The organism is Roseovarius sp. SCSIO 43702 (assembly GCF_019599045.1).
GTDB lineage: Bacteria > Pseudomonadota > Alphaproteobacteria > Rhodobacterales > Rhodobacteraceae > Roseovarius.
This window is the reverse complement of sequence record NZ_CP080623.1, coordinates 3,414,459-3,435,505: the sequence shown is the minus strand read 5'-3', so window position 1 is coordinate 3,435,505 and position 21,047 is coordinate 3,414,459. Positions and strand designations below refer to the sequence as shown.

23 protein-coding genes are annotated in these 21,047 nt (G+C 66.1%); 9 read left to right on the top strand and 14 right to left on the bottom strand.

From position 1 onward, the window contains the following. Positions 1 to 174: 174 nt before the first annotated feature. The 3 genes from K1T73_RS16895 to K1T73_RS16885 are packed head-to-tail and all read left to right on the top strand — an operon-like array spanning position 175 to position 2,515. Positions 175 to 852 (top strand): cell division ATP-binding protein FtsE, encoded by a 678-nt coding sequence (locus K1T73_RS16895; protein ID WP_220601816.1) that lies wholly within the window; start codon positions 175 to 177, stop codon positions 850 to 852. Between the two features lie 38 nt (positions 853 to 890). Continuing rightward, positions 891 to 1,766, top strand: a complete 876-nt coding sequence (locus K1T73_RS16890; protein WP_220603801.1) for an ABC transporter permease — start codon at positions 891 to 893, stop codon at positions 1,764 to 1,766. After that, entirely contained in the window at positions 1,763 to 2,515 is a 753-nt protein-coding gene (locus tag K1T73_RS16885) for a 1-acyl-sn-glycerol-3-phosphate acyltransferase (protein ID WP_220601815.1), read from the top strand. Before K1T73_RS16890 ends, K1T73_RS16885 begins: the two co-directional genes overlap by 4 nt. Before the next feature lie 206 nt (positions 2,516 to 2,721). Here the strand turns inward: K1T73_RS16885 and lpdA are convergent, their stop codons facing one another. From lpdA to sucC, 12 genes are all read right to left on the bottom strand, one after another. Continuing rightward, on the bottom strand, positions 2,722 to 4,110 hold the full coding sequence (lpdA, locus tag K1T73_RS16880) for a dihydrolipoyl dehydrogenase (RefSeq protein WP_220601814.1): 1,389 nt from the start codon (positions 4,108 to 4,110) through the stop codon (positions 2,722 to 2,724). Positions 4,111 to 4,183: 73 nt separating this feature from the next. Then, positions 4,184 to 4,594 (bottom strand): MAPEG family protein, encoded by a 411-nt coding sequence (locus K1T73_RS16875; RefSeq protein WP_220601813.1) that lies wholly within the window; start codon positions 4,592 to 4,594, stop codon positions 4,184 to 4,186. A gap of 98 nt (positions 4,595 to 4,692) precedes the next feature. Then, complete coding sequence (locus tag K1T73_RS16870; protein WP_220601812.1) at positions 4,693 to 5,076, bottom strand: VOC family protein; 384 nt, start codon at positions 5,074 to 5,076, stop codon at positions 4,693 to 4,695. A 34-nt stretch (positions 5,077 to 5,110) separates the two neighbouring features. Next, a complete protein-coding gene (locus K1T73_RS17950; protein WP_259400340.1) occupies positions 5,111 to 5,521 on the bottom strand; it encodes a hypothetical protein in 411 nt (136 codons plus the stop codon). 231 nt (positions 5,522 to 5,752) lie between these two features. Then, positions 5,753 to 5,986: a hypothetical protein gene (locus K1T73_RS16860; RefSeq protein WP_220601811.1), complete on the bottom strand. Its 234-nt coding sequence runs from the start codon at positions 5,984 to 5,986 to the stop codon at positions 5,753 to 5,755. Continuing rightward, positions 5,983 to 6,246: a BrnT family toxin gene (locus K1T73_RS16855; protein WP_220601810.1), complete on the bottom strand. Its 264-nt coding sequence runs from the start codon at positions 6,244 to 6,246 to the stop codon at positions 5,983 to 5,985. Before K1T73_RS16855 ends, K1T73_RS16860 begins: the two co-directional genes overlap by 4 nt. Before the next feature lie 3 nt (positions 6,247 to 6,249). Then, positions 6,250 to 7,857: a 2-oxoglutarate dehydrogenase complex dihydrolipoyllysine-residue succinyltransferase gene (gene odhB / locus K1T73_RS16850; protein WP_220601809.1), complete on the bottom strand. Its 1,608-nt coding sequence runs from the start codon at positions 7,855 to 7,857 to the stop codon at positions 6,250 to 6,252. A 3-nt stretch (positions 7,858 to 7,860) separates the two neighbouring features. Continuing rightward, positions 7,861 to 10,821 (bottom strand): 2-oxoglutarate dehydrogenase E1 component, encoded by a 2,961-nt coding sequence (locus tag K1T73_RS16845; RefSeq protein WP_220601808.1) that lies wholly within the window; start codon positions 10,819 to 10,821, stop codon positions 7,861 to 7,863. A gap of 190 nt (positions 10,822 to 11,011) precedes the next feature. Further along, positions 11,012 to 11,677 (bottom strand): hypothetical protein, encoded by a 666-nt coding sequence (locus K1T73_RS16840; RefSeq protein WP_220601807.1) that lies wholly within the window; start codon positions 11,675 to 11,677, stop codon positions 11,012 to 11,014. Between the two features lie 78 nt (positions 11,678 to 11,755). After that, positions 11,756 to 12,640 (bottom strand): succinate--CoA ligase subunit alpha, encoded by an 885-nt coding sequence (gene sucD, locus K1T73_RS16835; RefSeq protein WP_220601806.1) that lies wholly within the window; start codon positions 12,638 to 12,640, stop codon positions 11,756 to 11,758. 92 nt (positions 12,641 to 12,732) lie between these two features. Then, positions 12,733 to 13,323 (bottom strand): hypothetical protein, encoded by a 591-nt coding sequence (locus K1T73_RS16830; RefSeq protein ID WP_220601805.1) that lies wholly within the window; start codon positions 13,321 to 13,323, stop codon positions 12,733 to 12,735. A gap of 5 nt (positions 13,324 to 13,328) precedes the next feature. Then, the gene (gene sucC, locus K1T73_RS16825; protein WP_220601804.1) at positions 13,329 to 14,522 is read right to left on the bottom strand and encodes an ADP-forming succinate--CoA ligase subunit beta; all 1,194 of its coding nucleotides are present in this window, start codon (positions 14,520 to 14,522) and stop codon (positions 13,329 to 13,331) included. 384 nt (positions 14,523 to 14,906) lie between these two features. On the opposite strand from sucC, the gene K1T73_RS16820 reads away from it, so the two are divergent. Then, positions 14,907 to 15,920, top strand: a complete 1,014-nt coding sequence (locus K1T73_RS16820; protein WP_220601803.1) for a hypothetical protein — start codon at positions 14,907 to 14,909, stop codon at positions 15,918 to 15,920. 62 nt (positions 15,921 to 15,982) lie between these two features. Here the strand turns inward: K1T73_RS16820 and mdh are convergent, their stop codons facing one another. Then, positions 15,983 to 16,948 carry a malate dehydrogenase gene (gene mdh / locus K1T73_RS16815; protein ID WP_220601802.1) on the bottom strand — a complete coding sequence of 322 codons (966 nt, stop codon included), beginning with the start codon at positions 16,946 to 16,948 and terminating at the stop codon, positions 15,983 to 15,985. A gap of 320 nt (positions 16,949 to 17,268) precedes the next feature. Then, positions 17,269 to 17,562, bottom strand: coding sequence for a hypothetical protein (locus tag K1T73_RS16810; RefSeq protein ID WP_220603800.1), 294 nt, complete (start codon positions 17,560 to 17,562; stop codon positions 17,269 to 17,271). 218 nt (positions 17,563 to 17,780) lie between these two features. Here K1T73_RS16810 and K1T73_RS16805 point away from each other — a divergent pair, with 218 nt between their 5' ends. From K1T73_RS16805 to sdhC, 5 genes are all read left to right on the top strand, one after another. Next, positions 17,781 to 18,641: a CoA ester lyase gene (locus tag K1T73_RS16805; RefSeq protein ID WP_220601801.1), complete on the top strand. Its 861-nt coding sequence runs from the start codon at positions 17,781 to 17,783 to the stop codon at positions 18,639 to 18,641. Between the two features lie 3 nt (positions 18,642 to 18,644). Next, the gene (locus tag K1T73_RS16800; RefSeq protein WP_220601800.1) at positions 18,645 to 19,196 is read left to right on the top strand and encodes an NnrU family protein; all 552 of its coding nucleotides are present in this window, start codon (positions 18,645 to 18,647) and stop codon (positions 19,194 to 19,196) included. Between the two features lie 11 nt (positions 19,197 to 19,207). Beyond that, a complete protein-coding gene (locus K1T73_RS16795; protein ID WP_220601799.1) occupies positions 19,208 to 19,411 on the top strand; it encodes a DUF1737 domain-containing protein in 204 nt (67 codons plus the stop codon). A gap of 2 nt (positions 19,412 to 19,413) precedes the next feature. Beyond that, positions 19,414 to 20,445, top strand: a complete 1,032-nt coding sequence (locus K1T73_RS16790; RefSeq protein WP_220601798.1) for a MaoC family dehydratase — start codon at positions 19,414 to 19,416, stop codon at positions 20,443 to 20,445. A 213-nt stretch (positions 20,446 to 20,658) separates the two neighbouring features. Then, on the top strand, positions 20,659 to 21,042 hold the full coding sequence (gene sdhC / locus K1T73_RS16785; RefSeq protein WP_220601797.1) for a succinate dehydrogenase, cytochrome b556 subunit: 384 nt from the start codon (positions 20,659 to 20,661) through the stop codon (positions 21,040 to 21,042). Positions 21,043 to 21,047: the final 5 nt, after the last annotated feature.

The following is a 21,047-nucleotide window of genomic DNA, read 5'->3' as shown; positions in this document are numbered from 1 at the left end:
GCAATCACCTGTCTCAGCCTCCAGGCGAACCCGTTTCCCGGGTATTCCGCCCTCTTCCTACAAGATATGCTCTACCCGACTGGCCGAAAAGCGCAACGGAATTGACGGGGCGCGATTGCAACGGGCGGGCCGCTGAGGCATTTAGGGAACGGGCAGGGCAGAGAAGGGGCAGCCGTGATCGAGCTGGAAAACGTGGCCTACAGCTATGGCGGGGGCGAGCTTCTGAGCGAGATTTCCCTGCGCCTCGCGCCGGGGTCCTTTCATTTCCTGACGGGGCCATCGGGGGCGGGCAAGACCACGCTTCTCAAGCTCTGCTACGGTGCGCTCATACCCACGGCAGGACAGGCGCGCCTTTTTGACGTGGACGTGCGCAACATGGACCGCGACGATGTCGCCCTCGCGCGCCGCCGCATCGGGGTGGTGCACCAGGATTGCCAGTTTCTCGACCACCTGAGCGTGAGCGACAACATCGCGCTGCCGCTGGCCGTGTCGGGGCGCGATACGCTGAACGAGGTGGCGAACCTGCGCGAGCTGATGGGGTGGGTCGGCCTCAAGGCGCGCGCCGATGCCCTGCCGCCCGAGCTTTCGGGAGGAGAGCGGCAGCGCGCGGCGCTGGCGCGGGCGGTGATCATGTCGCCCGACGTGATCCTTGCAGACGAGCCGACGGGCAACGTGGACTGGGAGATGTCGCAACGCCTGATGCGGCTTCTGGTCGAGCTGAACCGCATGGGCAAGACCATCGTGATCGCCACCCACGACCTCGCGCTCATCCGCGCGGCCAAGCCGCATGTGCAGGCGCGTGTGCTGCGGATCTCGAGCCGGCGCCTGCAACTGGCGGGGGCGGACCTGTGAAAGACCGGATCGCACCTTTCCTCGGCACCTTTCGCGAGATGATCACCGGCGACGGGCAGGCCGACCGGGTCGTTCCGCCCACGGGGTTCACCGCGCGGCTGACGCTTTTCAGCGCGGCGGCGATGGCCTTCCTCGCCGTGTTCGCGATGGCGCTGTCGCTGGCGACGGACCGCCTTGCGGATCGCTGGGGCGACGAACTGGCGCGCGCCTCGACGCTGCGCATCTCGGCGCCGCAGGGCCAGATGGCGGCCCAGACCGAGGCCGCGCTCAGGGTCCTCGAGACGACACCCGGCATCGCCTCGGCCCGCGCGCTCAGCGACGAGGAACAGCGCGCACTCCTGGAGCCGTGGTTCGGCCCCGATCTGCCGGTCGATCGCCTGCCCATTCCGCGCCTCATCGAGATCATCGAGGACGGCGAAGGGTTCGACGCGGAGGGCCTTCGCCTGCGTCTTGCGGCGGAAGCGCCGGGCGCGGTGCTCGACGATCACACCCGGTGGCGCAAGCCGCTCATCAAGGCTGCGTCGCGTCTGCGCCTTCTCGGATGGCTGTCGCTCCTGCTCATCGGCGGGACGATGGCCGCGATGATCACGCTCGCCGCGAACGCCGCGCTTGCGGCGAACGCGCAGGTGATCCAGGTGCTGCGTCTCGTCGGGGCGCAGGACAGCTACATCGCGCAGGCCTTCGTGCGGCGCTTCACGCTGCGCGGCCTCATCGGCGCGGGGGTCGGCACCGTCCTGGGATGCCTCGCGACGCTGATCCTGCCCTCGACGGACGTGGCGGGCGGCTTTCTCACCGGGCTCGGCTTCCAGGGGTGGCATTGGCTCTGGCCGTTGCTCATCCCGATCCTGGGAGCGGGCGTCGCCTTCGCGGCGACGGCGATGGCGGCGCGCACCACGCTGCGGGGGATGACATGAGATACGCGGTTCAATGGTTTCGCTCGCTCATCTACGTGGTGCAGGTCTATGGCATGATGCTTCCCATCGGGGTCGTGTTCCTGCCCTGGGCGCTTCTGGACCGGCGGGGCGCGATCGCCGCGTGCAAGACATGGTCGCGCTGGGCCGTGTGGTCGGCGCGCTGGATGGTCGGCATCCGCTGCGAGGTGCGGGGCACGCCGCCCCAGGGCGAGGCGATGATCGCGGCCAAGCACCAGTCCTTTCTCGATATCATCCTCATCTTCAAGTCGATCCCCGCGGGCAAGTTCATCATGAAGCGCGAATTGATGTATGCGCCGATCATCGGGCAATACGCGCTGAAACTGGGCTGCGTGCCGGTGGATCGCGGCAAGCGCAGCCAGGCTATCAAGAAAATGGTTAAGGATGTGGAAAGGGGTCGGTTGGCCGCCGGGCAGCTCATCATCTATCCGCAGGGAACGCGCATCGCGCCGGGGGTGAGGGCGCCCTACAAGGTGGGCACGGCCATCCTCTACCAGGAGCTTGGCCAGCCCTGCGTGCCGGTGGCGACGAATGTGGGCCTGTTCTGGCCCAAGAAGGGGATCTACCGGACGCCCGGAACGGCGGTGGTTGAATTCCTGCCGCCGATTCAACCGGGTAAGCCGCGCGAGATATTCCTGGCCGAGCTCGAGGAGGCGGTCGAGACGGCGTCGGACAGGTTGATGGCGGAGGCGGGGTTCGATGCGCGAGAGGCAGCGGAGCGCGAAACCTGACGCGGGTCCATCAGGGGTGAGTCGCGCCAAAGGTTAATGCCGGAAACCCGCGTCGGTATCACGTCGGTGCGACGTCGGTATCCACGTCGGTGTTTGCGCCGCAGGCGAAATCCTAACGATGCGCGCGCCCGGCCGGTCCTTGCCGGGCGTTGCCACTCATTCGGGAGGAAAATGCGCCGGGAGCGTCGCCGCCCCCGGCCCGTCACTCAGGCGTGGATGGGTCCGTCGCCGCAGGCGAGCGCCGCTTCGCGCACCGCCTCGGAGAAGGTGGGATGGGCGTGGCAGGTCAGGGCCAGGTCCTCGGCGGAGGCGCCGAACTCCATCGCGACGCAGACCTCGTGGATGAGATCGCCCGCCGAGGGGCCGATGATGTGGCAGCCGAGGATCCGGTCGGTCTTCTTGTCGGCGAGAATCTTGACGAACCCGTCGCCGGCGAAGACCGCCTTGGCCCGGCCGTTGCCCATGAACGAGAACTTGCCCGTCTTGTACTCGCGTCCCTCGTCCTTCAACTCCTGTTCGGTCTTGCCGACGGCCGCGACCTCGGGGTGGGTGTAGATCACGCTGGGAATGACGCCGTAGTTGACGTGCCCGTGCTTGCCCGCCAGCACCTCGGCGCAGGCCATGCCCTCGTCCTCGGCCTTGTGGGCCAGCATGGGGCCCGCGATGGCGTCGCCGATGGCGTAGATGCCCTTGACGTTGGTCTGCCACTGGTTATCTGTCTTGATCTGGCCCTTGTCGGTCATCTCGACGCCCAGGTCGGAGAGGCCGAGCCCGTCGGTATAGGGCTTGCGGCCGGTCGAGACGAGGACGACATCGGCATCCAGCTCGTGCTCGCTGTCGTCCTTGCGAAGCTTGTAGGTGACCTTGGCCTTGGTCTTGGTGGCCTCGGTCTTCTGCACCGCGGCGCCCATGATGAAGGTGAGGCCCTGTTTCTTGAGCGTGCGCTGGAAGGTCTTTTGCACTTCGGCATCCATGCCGGGGGTGATGTGGTCAAGGAACTCGATGACCGTCACCTCGGAGCCGAGGCGGGAATAGACCGACCCGAGCTCGAGCCCGATCACGCCCGCGCCGATCACGACCATCTTCTTGGGGATCTTGCCAAGCTCCAGCGCGCCGGTGGAGGTGACGACGACCTTCTCGTCCACCTCGACACCCTTGAGGGGCGAAGGCTCGGAGCCGGAGGCGACGATGATGTTCTTCGCCTCGTGCACCTCGTCGCCGACCTTGACCTTGCCGGCCTCGGGGATGGAGCCCCAGCCCTTGAGCCAGTCGATCTTGTTCTTCTTGAAGAGGAACTCGATCCCCTTGGTGTTCTGGCCGATGGTGTCGTCCTTGTAGGCGAGCATCTGTTTCCAGTCGACCGAGGGCGATTTGCCCTTGAGCCCCATCTTGGCGAAGTTCTCCTCGGCCTCGTGGAGCATGTGGGACGCGTGCAGGAGCGCCTTGGAGGGAATGCAGCCCACGTTGAGGCAGGTGCCGCCCAGCGTCTCGCGCCCCTCGACGCAGGCGGTCTTGAGGCCGAGCTGCGCGCAGCGGATGGCGGCGACATAGCCGCCGGGGCCGGAGCCGATCACGATGACGTCGTATTGTGCCATTGGGGTGGTCCTTTTCTGGTCGGTCGCCGGGGCTCTGCCCCGGACCCCGGGATACTTGGGGCAAGAAGAAGGGTCAGAGAAGCGCGGCGAGCAGCATGAATGTCGTCGCGAGGAAACCTATCGCCCAGATGAGCGAACGCCAAGGGACCCAGCCGAAATAGTAGGCGGGAACGTAGAGCACGCGCGCGGCGAGGTAGGCAAAGGCGCAGGTGGTGGTGAAGGGGGTGGATTGGTTCGTGACGGAGATCACCACGCAGGCGATGGAGAAGAGGATGAGCCCCTCGAAATGGTTGTTGAGGGCGCGGAAGAGACGCGAGGTGCCGCGGCTGACCTGCTCGGCCATGGGCTTTTCCATGCGGTCGGGATCGCGCGGGGAAAGCGTCTTGCCCGGACCCAGTTCGAGATTGGCGGGAACGGCCATGAGGACGAATTGCACGACCTGCAGCAGCGCGGCGAGGGTGAGGGCGGTGAGTTCTGGGGTCATTTATGCGCTACGCATCCCGGGCCTGACCCGGGACCTCCTGAGTGGTGTCGATGCCCCGGAGCAGGGGGCGGGTGTTGCGCTCTGCCCGGCGCGCGCGTTCAGTCCTCATAGACGATGAACTCCAGCAGCGAGCCGTCGGGGTCGCGGAAATAGAGGCTGGTGCCGGTGGACTTGGCGCCGAGGCGTTCGACGGGGCCAAGCTCGACCGCGACACCGTGCGCGCGCAGATGCGCCTGCGCCTGCGGAATCGTGCCGTGCCATTCGAAGCAGAGGTCGCTGCCGCCCGGCATGACGGGCCGCTTCGCGCGGGGGCTGCCGATCTGGTCGGGGCCGTGGGTGTTGAGCTGCACCGGGCCGAAGCGGAACATCGCGCCCTTGCCGTAGGGGACGATCTCGGCCCCCATCACGTCGCGGTAGAAGGCGGTGGAGCGATCCCAGTCGCCGACATGGATGACGCAGTGGTCGAAGGTGATCCGTGACATGGCGTTCCTTTCGGGGGCGGAATTGGGGTGGCGTTCATCTGCGCCGTCTCCGCAGGAGCGCGATGGCGAAGCCGAGATAGGCCGCGCTGCAAATCGCCAGCGCCTCGCGGACGCCGACCAGCGCGAGCGGCGATGCGGTGTCGAGCAATGGCAGCACCGTGAGCCGCAGCGCCAATGCCCCCGTGAGCAGGCCGAGCGACAGTGCGGCGGTTGGCAACAAGGACGTTCCGCGCAACGAGTCCGACAGGGCGCAGATGCTGAAACCGGTGACGGCGCACAGGGCCATGACAGGCCAGACCAGGCCTTCGGCACGCGGCAGGGTGCCGGGCATCAGGGGCATGTTGATCGCCGCGGTCCAGCCCAGGAAGGCGGGGACGGCCATGAGGACGTATTGGGCCACTTGCAGGAGGGCGGCGAGTGTGAGGGCGGTGGGGGCGGGGGTCATGCCCCCACTTTCCAATGCCTGACATTTCGCAGACAGAGGCGATGGAGTGTGATTTCAAAGCTTCGGAATACTTGATGCCGAACAGAACGACATGCGAGTGCTTCCTTCGATAAGGGGCAGTTTCGTAATGCTGTCGCAACAAGTCAGCGAGTTCCTTTTCCGTCATTCCCTTCCCTCCGCTACTTTCCAGACCGAGAAGAATTCCACACGGGCCTCAATGCCACGCATCCTTCACTGCGCCGCCGTCAGCGCCGCGCGGGCGTCGGCGATGGCGCGGTCGAGCGGCTCTCCGGCCTCGTGCGCCTCGATGATCGAGCGGAGGGCCTCGCGGTATTCCAGGCTCTTGGCTGCCAGAACGCGCGCGAGTTCAGGGTCTTCGAGCGCGGGCCGCGCCTCGGCGAAGAAATCTTCGCCAAGGGGCGGGTTCTCGTCATAGTCGGCCGGGGGTTTGGAGCGTTGGTTCATCTTGCTTCTCGCGTGTTGGCCTTGCGCAGGGAGATGACCCGTATGCGCTGGTTCCGGAGAGTATAGACCAATACGTGGTCACGGTCGCCGATTTTGCCAAGGGCTGTCATGCGCCGTTCCCCGTAATCGAACCGCTTGTCTTCACGCTGAATGGCTGTCGCCCAGTCGAAACCGTGGACATGCTCGAACGGGACGCCGTGCTTGGCCAGATTCGCCTCGGCCTTGTCGGCGTCCCATTCATAGACGGAGCCTTCGCTCACCCCTCACAAATCCATCAGCAACCGACGCGGGTCCTCCAGCGCCTCCTTCACGCGCACGAGGAACGTGACCGCCCCCTTGCCGTCGACGATGCGGTGATCGTAGCTGAGCGCGAGATACATCATGGGGCGGGCGACGATCTCGCCGTTCACGACCATGGGACGCTCCTGGATCTTGTGCATGCCGAGGATGCCCGATTGCGGCGGGTTGAGGATGGGCGAGGACATGAGCGAGCCGTAAACGCCGCCGTTCGAGATCGTGAAGGTGCCGCCCTGCATCTCGGCCATGGAGAGCTTGCCGTCGCGGGCGCGGGCGCCCTTCTCGGCGATGGCCTTCTCGATCTCGGCGAAGGACATGGAATCGGCGTCGCGCACGACCGGCACCACGAGACCCGTCGGCGTGCCCGTGGCGATGCCCATGTGCACGAAGTTCTTGTAGACGATCTCGTCCCCGTCGATCTCGGCGTTGACCTCGGGCACCTCCTTGAGCGCATGGCAACAGGCCTTGGTGAAGAAGGACATGAAGCCGAGTTTCACGCCGTGCTTCTTCTGGAATTCCTCCTTGTACTCGGACCGGAGTGCCATGATCCCGGTCATGTCCACCTCGTTGTAGGTGGTGAGCATGGCCGCGGTATTCTGCGCCTCCTTGAGGCGGCGGGCGATGGTCTGGCGCAGGCGGGTCATCTTGACCCGTTCCTCGCGCGAGGCGTCCTCGGCGGGGCTCGGCGCGCGTTGCGGGCCGGCGGGGGCCGCGGAGGGTTTCGGCGCCGCGCTCGTGGTATCGGAGGACCTGGCCCGGGCCACGTCCTCTTTCATGACGCGGCCATCGCGGCCCGTGCCCTCGACCTCGTCGCGCGACAGGCCGGCCTCGGCCATCGCCTTCCTGGCGGAGGGCGCATCCTCGACATCTTCGGCGTCACGGCCGGCGGGCGGCGTGCTGTATTGGCCGCCATTCGCTTCCTTGTCCATCGGCTCGGGGCGGATCTCGGGTGAGATGGTGCCGTCGGCGGAGCCCGAAAGCACCGCGAGCTTGCCGTTGGCCTGAACGGTGTCGCCCTCCTGCGCGAGGATGTCGACGAGCGTGCCGGCGGCGGGCGAGGGCACCTCGACCGAGACCTTGTCGGTCTCGAGCTCGCAGAGCATCTCGTCCTGGGCCACGTCGTCGCCCACCTTCTTGAACCATGTGGACACGGTCGCCTCGGTGACGGATTCGCCCAGGGTGGGCACCATCACGTCGACATTGCCCTTGTCGCCGTTGGTTTCGGGCTTGGCCGGCCTGGTCTTGGCCTCGTCGGGCTCGGGCTTGGCCTCGGGCTCCGGCTCGGGTTTCGGCTCCGCGGCGGTCTTCTTGCCGCCATCGCCCGCCGCCTTGCCCTCGCCTTCCTCGATGGTGGCCAGCAGGGCGTCGACGCCGACGGTCTCGCCCTCGGCGGCGATGATGTCGCCCATCGTGCCGGCGGCGGGTGCGGGCACCTCGACCGTGACCTTGTCGGTTTCGAGTTCGCAGAGCATTTCATCGGCGGCAACGGGGTCGCCGGGCTTCTTGAACCAGGTGGCGACCGTGGCCTCGGTCACGGATTCGCCAAGTGTGGGGACGCGGACTTCGGTGGTCATGACTTAATTCCCTTCGATGGTCAGCGCGGCGTCGACCAGCGCTTCCTGTTGTTGCTTGTGGGTGGAGGCCAGGCCGGTGGCGGGCGAGGCCGCGGCGGGGCGACCGACATAGACGGGCCGCTGGTGCTTGGCGTCGATGCGGGTCAGCACCCATTCGATATTGGGCTCGATGAAGGACCAGGCGCCCTGGTTCTTGGGTTCTTCCTGGCACCAGACGATCTCGGCATCGGTGAAACGCTCCATCTCCTTGACCATCGCCTGGGCCGGGAAGGGATAGAACTGTTCGATGCGCATCAGGTAGATGTCGTCGATGCCGCGGTTGTCGCGCTCCTCGAGCAGGTCGTAATAGACCTTGCCCGAGCAGAGGACGACGCGCCTGATCTTGTCATCCGCCACCAGCCTGGTGTCGGAGTTGCCGTATTGCGCATCGTCCCAGAGCACGCGGTGGAAGGACGATCCGGTCGTGAACTCGTCCTTCTTCGAAACGCAGAGCCGGTGCCGGAGCAGCGACTTGGGCGTCATCAGGATGAGCGGCTTGCGGTAGGTGCGGTGAAGCTGCCGGCGCAGGATGTGGAAATAGTTCGCCGGCGTCGTGCAGTTGGCGACGATCCAGTTGTCCTGGCCGCACATGGTGAGGAACCGCTCGAGCCGGGCGGAGGAATGTTCCGGCCCCTGCCCCTCGTAGCCGTGCGGCAGAAGGCAGGTGAGCCCCGACATCCGCAGCCACTTGGATTCGCCCGACGAGATGAACTGGTCGAACATGATCTGCGCGCCGTTGGCGAAATCGCCGAACTGCGCCTCCCACAGCACGAGGGCGTTGGGTTCGGCCAGAGAATAGCCGTATTCGAAGCCCAGCACCGCGTATTCCGAGAGCATCGAGTCGATGACCTCGTATCCTGCCTGGCCCTTGCGGATGTGGTTCAGCGGGTAATACCGTTCCTCGGTCTCCTGGTTGATGAGCGCCGAGTGCCGCTGGCTGAAGGTGCCGCGCGCGCTGTCCTGGCCGGAGAGGCGCACCGGGTATCCCTCGAGCTGGAGCGAACCGAAGGCCAGCGCCTCGGCCGTGGCCCAATCGAACCCTTCGCCGCTCTCGAACATCCTGGCCTTGTTCTCGAGCAGGCGCTGGACGGTCTTGTGCAGCGGGAAGCCGTCCGGCGCCGTGGTCAGCGCCCGGCCGATCTCGTCGAAGGTGTCGCCGTCGATCGCCGTCTCGCCGCGCTGGTAATCCTCGTCCTTGCGGTCGAGATGCGACCACTTGCCGTCCAGCCAGTCGGCCTTGTTCGGTTTGTAATCCTTGCCGGCCTCGAACTCGTCGGCGAGGAACGCCTGGAACTCGGCCTTCATGTCCTCGATCTCGCCCTCCGGGATCAGGCCGTCCTTGACCAGGCGCTCGGTATAGAGCGAGAGGGTGGATTTCTGCTGCTTGATCTTCTTGTACATGATGGGGTTGGTGAACATCGGTTCGTCCCCCTCATTGTGGCCGAAGCGGCGGTAGCAGAAGATGTCGATCACCACGTCCTTCTTGAACTTCTGCCGGAACTCGGTCGCGACCTTCGCGGCGTGCACGACCGCCTCGGGGTCGTCGCCGTTGACGTGGAAGATCGGCGCTTCGACCATCAGCGCGATGTCGGTGGGATAGGGCGATGAGCGCGAGAAATGCGGCGCGGTGGTAAAGCCGATCTGGTTGTTGACCACGATATGCATGGTGCCGCCGGTCTTGTGCCCCTTGAGGCCCGACAGGCCGAAACACTCGGCCACGACGCCCTGCCCGGCGAAGGCCGCGTCACCGTGAAGCAGCACCGGGAGCACGGTCGTCCGCTCCTTGTCGTGGTTCTGGTCCTGCTTGGCGCGCGCCTTGCCCAGCACCACGGGGTTCACCGCCTCGAGATGCGAGGGATTCGCGGTGAGCGAAAGGTGCACGGAATTGCCGTCGAACTCGCGGTCGGACGAGGCGCCGAGATGGTATTTCACGTCGCCCGAGCCGTCCACGTCCTCGGGTTTGAAGGAGCCGCCCTGGAATTCGTGGAAGATGGCGCGGTAGGGCTTGCCCATGACGTTGGCCAGCACCGAGAGACGGCCGCGGTGAGGCATCCCGATGATGATGTCCTTCACGCCGAGCGCGCCGCCGCGCTTGATGATCTGCTCCATCGCCGGGATGAGCGACTCGCCCCCGTCGAGGCCGAACCGCTTGGTGCCCATGTATTTCACATGCAGGTATTTCTCGAATCCCTCGGCCTCAACGAGCTTGTTGAGGATGGCCTTGCGCCCTTCGCGGGTGAAGCGGATCTCGTTGTCGTAGCCCTCGATCCTCTCCTTGAGCCAGGCGGATTGCTCGGGGTCGGAGATGTGCATGTATTGCAGCGCGAAGGTGCCGCAATAGGTCGAGCGCACCACGTCGAGGATCTCGCGGATCGAGGCGACCTGGAGGCCCAGCACGTTGTCGATGAAGATCGGCCGGTCCATGTCGGCCTCGGTGAAGCCGTAGGACCGGGGATCAAGCTCGGGCTGGTAGGTCTGTTCGCGCAGGCCGAGCGGATCGAGATCGGCGATGAGGTGACCACGGATGCGATAGGCGCGGATGAGCATGAGCGCGCGCACCGAATCGAGCACCGCGCGCTTGATCGCCTCGTCGGAGACCTCGACGCCCTTCTCGGTTGCCTTGGCGGCGATCTTCCTGGCGGCTTCCTTCGCCTCGATCTCGGGCGGGTATTCGCCGGTGAGCGCGCCGGTCAGGTCGTCCATCGGCATCGGCGGCCAGTCGGCGCGCGCCCAGGAGGGGCCGGCGGCCTCGGCCTTCACCTCGATCTCGCTGTCGTCCATCTGCGCGAAGAACTCGCGCCAGGACTGGTCGACCGCGTCGGGATCGTTTGCGTAACGGGCGTAGAGCTGCTCGAGATACTCGGCGTTGTGGCCCTGCATGAAGCTCGAGGCGTGGAACTGGTCGTTGGGGGATTGGTCGGTCATTGGCTCACCTCATGGGATTGCGAGCATGGAAGAAATACGGGGTTCACGGTAGTGCGGCGTATGCTCATGTCGATGACACGTCCGGGATGTCGTGTCATGGTATCGTCCCCCGGCGGCGCGGAGGAGTGCGGGAGTGCAGCCGGCCGGGCATGCCCCGCCGCGAGTGCCAGAAGGGGTTCGCGCGGTCCGGTCATTTCGGCATCTCGCCGCGGAAGGCGTTGCGCGACAGGATCGTCTGCGCGGGCACTCCGCCAAGGAATTCGGTCAATTCGTCATTCGGGGTCAGCACGGCGAGGTTGGCGACCCAGAGGCCGGGACGGGGCAACTGGCCCTCGGTATATGTCGCCTCGGCCCAGCCGTTCTGGGTGCTGCTCGTCTCGTGCGGCGCGGTCAGGCGGTCGAACCACGCGCGCCCGTCGGCGTCGGTCAGGAACAGGTCGCAGCCGGTGGCGGCGGGCAGGCCCTGCACGGGCGCGATCATCGCCATGGCAGCGGTGTCGGTGCGGCCGAAGGCCTGCAGGCCGGGTTGAGCGAGGCTGTCGCGCGCATCGCTCACGCGGGCGAGGAACTGCGTGCGCTCGGCCTCGGCGTCGAAGTCCGCGTCACCGGCGCGGCGCGTGGCGATGTGGAAAAGCGCGGTGGCGCGGGCAAGTTCCTCGTGCCGGTCCTCGGGCAGCGGTGTCCAGCCCAGTTCGCCCATGCGGGTGTCTGTCGTGTCCTCATCCGGGATCGTCGCGAAAAGGCGGACCACGTCATCGGCCACGCTGCCTTGCTGCGCCGGTTCGGCAGAGAACCACCAGACCAGCGCGGCCACGGCGAGCGCGAGAAGGGGGAAGAGGAGGGCACGTTTCGTCATCGCCCGACTCTCCGCCAAGCCGCGGCGTGGGCCATTGCGCGCGTCATTGCAGTTGCCGTGTGAGCATATCCCGTCATCTCAGCCCTTGATCGCCTCGAGCACCGCCTCGCCCAGACCGGCGGGGCTTTCGGCCACGACGATCCCGGCGCTGCGCATGGCTTCGATCTTGTCCTCGGCGCCGCCCTTGCCGCCGGCGACGATGGCGCCCGCGTGGCCCATGCGGCGGCCCGGAGGGGCGGTGCGGCCGGCGATGAAGCCGGCCGTGGGTTTCCAGCGGCCCGCCTTCTTCTCGTCGGCGAGAAACTGTGCCGCCTCTTCCTCTGCCTGTCCGCCGATCTCGCCGATCATGATGATCGACTCGGTCTCGTCATCGGCGAGGAACCATTCGAGCACGTCGATATGCTCGGTCCCCTTGATCGGGTCGCCGCCGATGCCGACGCAGGTGGACTGCCCCAGGCCGACGTCGGTCGTCTGCTTGACCGCCTCGTAGGTGAGCGTGCCCGAGCGCGAGACCACGCCGCAGGAGCCGCGCTTGTGGATGTGGCCGGGCATGATGCCGATCTTGCAGGCGTCGGGGGTGATGACGCCCGGGCAGTTGGGGCCGATCAGGGTGCTTTTCGACCCTTCGAGCGCGCGCTTGACGCGCATCATGTCGAGCACGGGGATGCCCTCGGTGATGCAGACGATCAGCTCCATCTCGGCGTCGATCGCCTCGAGGATCGAGTCGGCGGCGAAGGGCGGCGGGACGTAGATCACGGAGGCATCAGCCTCGGTCGCGTCCTTGGCCTCGTGCACGCTGTCGAAGACCGGAAGATCGAGATGCGTCTGCCCGCCCTTGCCGGGGGTTACGCCGCCGACCATCTTGGTGCCATAGGCGATGGCCTGTTCGGAGTGGAAGGTGCCCTGCGAGCCGGTGAGGCCCTGGCAGATCACGCGGGTGTTTTCGTCGATGAGGATGGCCATGTTTTTGGGCTCCTAACTATTCTGTTTTGGCCGCTAAGCGGGCAAAGTTCGTTTATAGGTCAAGTGCTTGGAAGTCGCGACTGGTCATCATGTCATTGAACCTCGCGCAGGGGCAAAACGGCCAGCGTTCCAATGCTGATGCCGTAGGAATAAACTTGAAACTGTGCGACAAAATCGGGTTCGGACAATACGCCGATCGCATCCATGTGCACTGTCTGGTCGAGACCGCTTCCGGGTGTTGCATAAAGTGGAGTGATCCTGAGAAATTCGTCCTCGCCTCCTGCGATGTCGGAGGCATTGCTCTTTTCGAGACGCTCCCGCAAGGCGGCTACGATACCGTCGAAGTCCTCCAGCGGCTGCAAGTTATGATATCCAACCATGCAGTAGATGTAGCGCGTTGCGGCCAGGTCACTTTGCGCGGCAGAGACGGACCATTTCATGTCCTGTGTCTGGTGATCCACCTGGATCCGGCGGCCGTCGGTGCTTTTCGAGATCCTGTGCTCGGACGGCAGGTTGTCGAACGCGTCGGGATCTACGCCTTTAGTCCGCATCACGGGGCCGCAATGCTCCTCAAAGGCTTGCCAGACGTCCTCGATTAGGGCGTTTTCGGCGAGCGCCGGACCGGCAGTGGCGTAGAGGAAAGCGCAAGCTCCCAATGCCACGTCGCGAAGTGATCGGGGCATCGACATCACCCCTTCACCGCCTTCACGATCTTCTGCGCGCCGTCCTTGAGGTCGTCGGCGGCGATCACGTCCACGTCTGAATTGTTGATGATCTCCTTGCCCTGCTCGACATTCGTGCCTTCCAGCCGCACGACCAGCGGCACCTTGAGGCCCACCTCCTTGACCGCCGCGACCACGCCCTCGGCGATGACGTCGCAGCGCATGATGCCGCCGAAGATGTTGACGAGGATGCCCTTCACCTGCGGGTCCGAGGTGATGATCTTGAACGCCTCGGTCACTTTCTCCTTGGTCGCGCCGCCGCCCACGTCGAGGAAATTGGCGGGCTCGGCGCCGTAGAGCTTGATGATGTCCATCGTCGCCATGGCAAGGCCCGCGCCGTTGACCATGCAGCCGATCTCGCCGTCGAGCGCGATGTAGTTGAGGTCGTATTTCGACGCCTCCAGCTCCTTGGGGTCTTCCTCGGTCGTGTCGCGCAGCTCGGCGATGTCGGAGTGGCGGTAGATGGCATTGCCGTCGAAGCCCATCTTGGCGTCGAGGCACTTGAGATCGCCCTCGTCGGTGACGATGAGCGGGTTGATCTCGAGCATCTCCATGTCTTTCTCGAGGAACATCCTGTAGAGCGTGCCCATCAGCGAAACGCATTGCTTCACCTGCTTGCCCGAAAGCCCGAGGTTGAAGGCGATGCGGCGGCCGTGGAACGGTTGGTAGCCGGTCGCGGGATCGACGCTGAAGGACAGGATCTTGTCGGGGGTCTTCTCGGCCACCTCCTCGATGTCCATGCCGCCCTCGGTCGAGGCGACGAAGCTCACGCGGCTGGTCTGACGATCGACGAGAAGGGCGAGGTAGAATTCGCTTTCGATGCCCGATCCGTCCTCGATATAGACGCGGTTCACCTGCTTGCCGGCTTCGCCGGTCTGCTTGGTCACGAGGGTGCGGCCCAGCATCTTCTTGGTTTCCTCGGCGGCTTCCTCGACCGAGCGGGCGAGGCGCACGCCGCCCTCGTCTCCGGCGCCCGGTTCCTTGAACTTGCCCTTGCCGCGGCCGCCGGCGTGGATCTGGGCCTTGACCACCCAGAGAGGTCCGTCCATCTCGCTCGCCGCGCGCTTGGCCTCTTCGGCGCGCAGGACGACGCGACCGTCCGAAACCGGCGCGCCATAGGAGCGCAGCAGCGCCTTCGCCTGATACTCGTGGATGTTCATGAACTTATCCCGTGTTGGTCCGAATTGGCTTGGCATAGTGTGCAGCTTGCGGCGAAGTTAAAGGGGATTCTGGGCGATGACGCTAATTTGAGCGATATTTCCCGGTATCGTGATCACATGGTAATTTGCCGTGATCACAAGGCGACGTATCGCGGTTTTTCCGTGCGCGGAAGCCCGGAACACTGCTGCTTGAGGCGTTGACGTGGGGGAGGTTTCGCAGGGACCATTTGCGGCATCCGATCGCGGTTCGCGGGCGTCCCCGCGTCGGGCTCGGGCGCTGCGCGCGGCCGTCGCGGGAACCATGTGGGGTTTGAGCGGTTCGGACATTGGACCCGGCTCGCGGCCGGGGCTGTCAGGAAGACATGCTGAAGGGGGACGGAGAGAATGGCAAACGACGGGACAAGCTGGATGAGCGCGAAGGTGCTCTTGCTGGGCACGGTCGCGGTGATCGGTTGGGGGACCGCGATATATTTCGGCACGAGCCTTTCGAAGACGGAGATGGAGCTTGGCGGTCGCGTCGAGCAGGCCGAGACGGCGCGCAACCGCGCCGAGACGCAATTGCAGGCGCAGCGCGAGGCGGCGGGAACGCTCGACAGCGTCAGGGCCGAGATCGCCGAGCTCGAGCCGAGGCTGGACGAGTTGCGCGAGGCGGAGGACACGCTGGCGCAGCGCACCGAGGAGAGCGAGGCCCTGGCGCAGAAGATCGCGCAGCAGGAAGAGACGCTGAGCGCGCTCGAGGCCGATGCGCAGCCGTTGCGCGAGGAGATCGCGGGGTTCGAGGAGCGCAGCAAGAAGGCCGAGGCCGCGCTGGCCGAACAGCGCGCCGAGCTGGAGGACGTGGGTGCCCGTCTCGAGGAGGCGCGCGCGGAAGAGGCGCAATTGCGCGAGACGCTCGCCAAGCTCAACGAGGAGGCGGCGGCGTTGAGCGAGGAGCTTGCCCGGAACGAGAAGAATTTGCAGACCGCAAGCGAGGAGCGGGCCAAGCTCGCCGACGAGGTCGCGACGCTCGAGGAGCGCGCGAGGACGCTCGGGGAAGAGCGCGAGACGTTGGCGGCCGAGGTGAGCCAGCTTGCCGAGCGGCGCGAGGCCCTGACGCAAGACGTGGCCGCGGCGGAAGAACAACGCGCCGAGTTGCAGGCGCTGCTCACCAACCTGACCCAGAATGTCGAAACCCGGTCGAACCGACTGCTGGAGATCGAGAAGCGGATCGAGGAGTTGTCCGCCGGGGGTGAAGGCGGGGATGCGGGGGAAGCGGCGGCTCAGGGCCGGTCGAATTCCGGTAATGGCGCATCGCAGGAGTCGGAGGGCGACGCGCAGGACGAGAGCGGCGCGTCGGAGGGGTCAAACGCGCCCGAATCCGAGGACGACGCGCAGGACGAGACCGAGGCCGCACAGTGATCTGAGACAAACACGCGCCCGATGGGGCGCGTGTTCATCGCTGTTTCGGACGGGTGGTTGCCTCAGGACGCGAGGCCCTCGTCGATGCCCTTGCACGCCTCGACCAGCCCCTTGACCGCATCGACCGATTTCTTGAACATCGCCTGTTCGTCATCGTTCATCTGGATTTCGATGACCCGCTCGATGCCGCCCTCGCCGATCACGGTGGGCACGCCGACATACATCCCTTCGAGGCCGAGCGCGCCGTCCACGTAAGCCGCGCAGGGCAGTACGCGCTTCTGGTCCTTGAGATAGGCTTCGGCCATCTCGATGGCCGAGGTGGCGGGCGCGTAGAAGGCGCTGCCGGTCTTCAGGAGGCCCACGATCTCGGCGCCGCCGTCGCGCGTGCGTTGAATGATCGCGTCGAGCTTCTCTTGCGTGGTCCAGCCCATCTTGACGAGATCGGGGAGCGGGATGCCGGCGACGGTCGAATACCGTGCCAGCGGCACCATCGTGTCGCCATGGCCGCCGAGCACGAAGGCGGTGACGTCGCGCATCGACACGCCGAACTCGAGGCTGAGGAAGTGGCGGAAGCGGGCGCTGTCGAGAACGCCGGCCATGCCGCAGACCATGTTGTGCGGAAGGCCCGAATATTCGCGCAGCGCCCAGACCATCGCGTCGAGGGGGTTGGTGATGCAGATGACGAAGGCGTCGGGCGCGTTGTCGCGGATGCCCTCGCCCACGGATTTCATGACCTTGAGGTTGATGCCCAGAAGGTCGTCGCGGCTCATCCCCGGTTTGCGCGGCACGCCCGCGGTCACGATGCAGACGTCGGCGCCGGCGATGTCGGCATAGTCCTGCGTGCCCTTGAGGGTCGCGTCGAACCCCTCGGCAGGGCCGGATTCGGCGATGTCGAGCGCCTTGCCCTCGGGCACGCCTTCGGCGATGTCGAAGAGGACGACGTCGCCCAGTTCCTTGAGGGCCGCGAGATGGGCGAGCGTGCCGCCGATCTGTCCTGCCCCGATAAGGGCGATCTTGGGTCTGGCCATGGGTGATCTCCGCATGAGTGTGAATTTCCGTGAATGGCGTAGACCTTTGCGCGGAGCCGTGCAAGGGCGCCGCGCCGCGGCATCCCGCGTGACGGGCCGGCGCGGATGCCTGTCCGCGCCGGTAAATCCGCACGGTCACACGGTTTTCGGAGGGGATGCCCGTTCGGGGCGGGGCTGGCGGTCCTCGGACGCCTTGCCGGACGCCGCGAGCGGTGCGGCGGACTCGGGCCCCGGCCGCTGCCGGGTCAGGCGGGGCGATTCTGATCGGCGGGACGGGGCCGCGGCGCGGGAGAGCAGAGCGGCGGCCCCGGTGCCTTTGCTCAGGCGTCCTGGCCCGGGATCGGGAGGCCCTCCGCCATCTGTTCGAACGCCTGGCCGCTGGCGACGAGGCAGGTCACGCCGCGCACGTTGGTGGCGGTGATCGTCCAGGTGCCGGAGCTTTGGGACGCGAAAACCTCGATCACCGCGTTGTTGGCGCCGAGGCCCATCGACTGCCGCGATTCGCCGTATTTCGAGGCGAGGCGTTCGACCACCACGTCGCGCGGTGCGCAATTGCGGCCCTGGGCATCGAGCGGCCCGCCGAGAATGGCGACCACGGCCGCGCCCATCATCATCCGTTTCATGACATCACCCTTTCCTTCTGATTGGGTCCCTGCCTTGTTCGTGATGAGAGAGTGGCCGAGGAACCCTGAAAACAGGGTTAACGACGCGGACATTTGCGCCCGTGTCCGCCGGTTGCGTTGCGTCGCGGCGGGAAACCCCTTGAAGGTTTCCCGCGAAAAGTGGCATCCCTGCGCAAGAAAATTCCAAGCCCCGCCGGAAAGGTGCCGCCATGGACATGACGACCCATCCTTATCGCTCCGTGCTTTACATCCCCGGCTCGAAGGAACGCGCGCTCGAGAAGGCGCGGACGCTTGCCGCCGATGCGATCATCTTCGACCTCGAGGACGCGGTGGCGCCCGACGCGAAGGCCGAGGCGCGCGAGACGCTCAAGCGCGCGCTGGCCGAAGGCGGGTACGGCAAGCGCGCCAAGATCGTGCGGATCAACGCGCTGACGACCGAGTGGGGTCTCGAGGATGTGCGGGTGTTGCGCGACGCGGGGGCGGACGCGATCCTGCTTCCCAAGGTGAACGCCGCGCCGGACGTGGACAGCCTTGCCGATCTCCTGCCGCGCGACCTGCCGATCTGGGTGATGATGGAAACGCCGGCCAGCGTCTTCAACGCGCGCGAGATCGCGGCGCATGCGCGGGTGGCAGGGCTCGTCACCGGAACGAACGACCTGATCAAGGATCTGGGCGCGCGATACCGCGCGGACCGGATGCCTCTCATGACCGCGCTCCAGACCATCGTGATGGCCGCGCGGGCGGCGCGGATCGTGGCGGTGGACGGGGTCTATAACCGCTTCCGCGACGGCGAGGGCCTCAAGGCCGAGTGCGAGCAGGGGCGGGACCTGGGCTTCGACGGCAAGACGCTGATCCATCCGGCGCAGATCGAGGGCGCCAACGTGGCCTTTGCGCCGACGAACTCGGAGATCGACCTCGCGCGCCGGCAGATCGCCGCCTACGAGGACAGCATGGCCTCGGGGCAGGGGATCGCCGTGGTGGACGGACAGATCGTCGAGAACCTGCATGTCGTCGCCGCCCGGCGCGTGCTGGCCCGCGCGGATGCGGTGGCCGAAATGGCGGAGGCCTGAGCGATGGGGTTTGCACTTGTTCTTCTCGGGCTGGCGCTCTGGGCGCTGGCGCATTTCTTCAAGCGGATCGCGCCCGAGCGGCGGGCGGCGATGGGCAATGCCGGTCGCGGGATCGTTGCGCTGGGGGTGGGCTTGGGCCTCGTCCTGATGATCGTGGGCTACCGCATGGCGGAGTTCATCCCGGTCTGGACCCCGCCCGCCTGGACCGTGCATCTCAACAACCTGCTGATGGTGGGGGCCGTGTTCCTCTTCGCGATGAGCGAGACCAAGGGGCGGCTGCGCGGGAAGATGCGGCATCCGCAACTCACGGCGGTGAAGGTCTGGGCGGTGGCGCACCTGCTGGTCAACGGCGACGCGGTGTCGATCCTGCTTTTCGGCGGACTCCTCGCCTGGGCCGTGGCGGAGGTGATCGTGATCAACCGCGCCGGCCCCTGGGACCGGCCCGAGCCCGGACCGGCGAGCCGCGACATCATCCTTGTCGTCATGACGGTGGTGGCCTTCGCGGTCATCGCCGCGATTCACGCATGGCTGGGCGTGTGGCCCTTCCCGCATTGAGGAGAGAGAGCATGAAACTCTATCGTTTGCTGACCGAGGACGATACCTCGGCTTTCTGTCACAAGGTGACGGATGCGCTGAACAAGGGCTGGGAGCTTTACGGCGATCCCACCTATGCCTTCGATAGTGCCAACGGCGTGATGCGGTGCGGCCAGGCGGTAGTGAAGGATGCGCCCGGCACCTATTCGCCCGACACGAAGCTCGGGGCGCAGTGAGCATGGCCAAGACCAACCCGGGCCGGTTCTTCGAGGATTACGCGGTCGGCGAGACGATCGGCCATGCGGTGCCGCGCACGATCGGCGCGGGCGAGCGCGCGCTCTATCACGCGCTCTACCCGGCGCGGCACGCGATCTACTCGTCGGATGCCTTCGCGCAGGCTTGCGGATTGCGCGCGAGCCCGATGGACGACCTTGCGGCGTTCCATACGGTCTTCGGCAAGACGGTGCCCGACATCTCGCTCAATGCGCTGGCCAACCTGGGCTATGCCGAGGGGCGGTGGCTTCGGCCCGTTTGGCCGGGAGATACGCTGCGCTCGAGCTCCGAGGTGATCGGGCTGAAGCAGAACTCGAACGGAAAGTCGGGCGTGGTCTGGGTCCGCACGACGGGAACCAACCAGCATGGCGAGGCGGTTCTCGAGTACGTGCGCTGGGTGATGGTGCGCAAGCGGGAGCAGGGAAGCGCCGCGCCCGAGCCGGTGATCCCCGACCTGAAGCCCGCGCTCGAGGCGGGCGACCTGATGGTGCCCGAGGGGCTGGACTTCTCGGGTTACGATTTCGAACTCGCCGGCGAGCCGCATCGCTGGGGCGACTATGAGCCGGGCGAAACGATCGACCACGTGGATGGCGTGACCATCGAGGAAGCCGAGCACATGATGGCGACGCGCCTGTGGCAGAACACCGCCAAGGTGCATTTCGATGCGTCGGCGCGACCGGACGGGCGGCGGCTCATCTATGGCGGGCACGTGATCTCGATGGCGCGCGCGCTCAGTTTCAACGGGCTGGCCAACGCGCAGATGATCGTGGGCCTCAATGCCGGGGCACATGCCAATCCGTGTTTCGCCGGCGATACGGTGCGCGCCTGGTCGGAGGTGCTGGACAAGGCCGAGACGGATGTGCCGGGCATCGGCGCGCTGCGGCTGCGGCTGGTGGCGACGAAGGGCGGTGCGCCCGGCGCACTGCGGGGCGGTGACGGAAAATACCTCGCGGACGTGTTGCTCGACCTCGACTACTGGGCGCTCGTGCCGATCTAGGCCGGTGTGGGGCGTCGCGGAAGAGCGTTATGTGATCACTGAAAATTTAGGGTGATCACATATTCCCGGGTGAGACGGTTTTTCGCGGGGGTTATTCGTCTTTTCCCCTGTGCTTTGCGCCCCGGCGCGTTAAAACGACTCGTGAAGGCGGTGACGCCGGGCGCGGACGCGCGCGCCCCGCGACGCCGCCGCAGACATGAAGGACGCGACACCATGGCAGATGTGAACCGGGGCGACCGCCCGCTTTCACCCCACCTGAGTATCTATCGCCCGCAGATCACGTCGGTCAGTTCGATCCTGACGCGGATCACGGGCAACGCGCTTATCGTGGCGTTCCTGCTGGGGGTCTGGTGGCTCCTGGCGGCGGCGGCCGGACCCGAGTATTTCGCCACGGCCGACGCGGTCGTCACCTCGTGGTTCGGCGACCTGGTCTTCGTGCTGTCGCTCTGGGCGGTGTGGTATCACTACCTGGCGGGGCTGCGGCATCTCTACTGGGATGCGGGCAAGGGACTCGAGCTTCGGACCGCCGAGATGCTGGGCTGGGTCTGTGTCATCGGCTCGGTCGTCCTGACCGTGCTCACACTTCTGATCATCTGAAGGGG

Bases quoted from the DNA above. Each gene is read 5' to 3' on its own strand.
- mdh (WP_220601802.1), bottom strand. From the start codon at position 16,948: ATGGCCAGACCCAAGATCGCCCTTATCGGGGCAGGACAGATCGGCGGC.
- K1T73_RS16885 (WP_220601815.1), top strand. From the start codon at position 1,763: ATGAGATACGCGGTTCAATGGTTTCGCTCGCTCATCTACGTGGTGCAG.
- K1T73_RS16875 (WP_220601813.1), bottom strand. From the start codon at position 4,594: ATGACCCCAGAACTCACCGCCCTCACCCTCGCCGCGCTGCTGCAGGTC.
- K1T73_RS16845 (WP_220601808.1), bottom strand. From the start codon at position 10,821: ATGACCGACCAATCCCCCAACGACCAGTTCCACGCCTCGAGCTTCATG.
- K1T73_RS16890 (WP_220603801.1), top strand. From the start codon at position 891: ATGATCACCGGCGACGGGCAGGCCGACCGGGTCGTTCCGCCCACGGGG.
- K1T73_RS16830 (WP_220601805.1), bottom strand. From the start codon at position 13,323: ATGCCCCGATCACTTCGCGACGTGGCATTGGGAGCTTGCGCTTTCCTC.
- K1T73_RS17950 (WP_259400340.1), bottom strand. From the start codon at position 5,521: ATGACCCCCGCCCCCACCGCCCTCACACTCGCCGCCCTCCTGCAAGTG.
- sdhC (WP_220601797.1), top strand. From the start codon at position 20,659: ATGGCAGATGTGAACCGGGGCGACCGCCCGCTTTCACCCCACCTGAGT.
- odhB (WP_220601809.1), bottom strand. From the start codon at position 7,857: ATGACCACCGAAGTCCGCGTCCCCACACTTGGCGAATCCGTGACCGAG.
- K1T73_RS16800 (WP_220601800.1), top strand. From the start codon at position 18,645: ATGGGGTTTGCACTTGTTCTTCTCGGGCTGGCGCTCTGGGCGCTGGCG.
- sucC (WP_220601804.1), bottom strand. From the start codon at position 14,522: ATGAACATCCACGAGTATCAGGCGAAGGCGCTGCTGCGCTCCTATGGC.
- K1T73_RS16820 (WP_220601803.1), top strand. From the start codon at position 14,907: ATGGCAAACGACGGGACAAGCTGGATGAGCGCGAAGGTGCTCTTGCTG.
- K1T73_RS16840 (WP_220601807.1), bottom strand. From the start codon at position 11,677: ATGACGAAACGTGCCCTCCTCTTCCCCCTTCTCGCGCTCGCCGTGGCC.
- lpdA (WP_220601814.1), bottom strand. From the start codon at position 4,110: ATGGCACAATACGACGTCATCGTGATCGGCTCCGGCCCCGGCGGCTAT.
- K1T73_RS16790 (WP_220601798.1), top strand. From the start codon at position 19,414: ATGGCCAAGACCAACCCGGGCCGGTTCTTCGAGGATTACGCGGTCGGC.
- K1T73_RS16805 (WP_220601801.1), top strand. From the start codon at position 17,781: ATGGACATGACGACCCATCCTTATCGCTCCGTGCTTTACATCCCCGGC.
- K1T73_RS16860 (WP_220601811.1), bottom strand. From the start codon at position 5,986: ATGAACCAACGCTCCAAACCCCCGGCCGACTATGACGAGAACCCGCCC.
- sucD (WP_220601806.1), bottom strand. From the start codon at position 12,640: ATGGCCATCCTCATCGACGAAAACACCCGCGTGATCTGCCAGGGCCTC.
- K1T73_RS16870 (WP_220601812.1), bottom strand. From the start codon at position 5,076: ATGTCACGGATCACCTTCGACCACTGCGTCATCCATGTCGGCGACTGG.
- K1T73_RS16810 (WP_220603800.1), bottom strand. From the start codon at position 17,562: ATGATGATGGGCGCGGCCGTGGTCGCCATTCTCGGCGGGCCGCTCGAT.
- K1T73_RS16795 (WP_220601799.1), top strand. From the start codon at position 19,208: ATGAAACTCTATCGTTTGCTGACCGAGGACGATACCTCGGCTTTCTGT.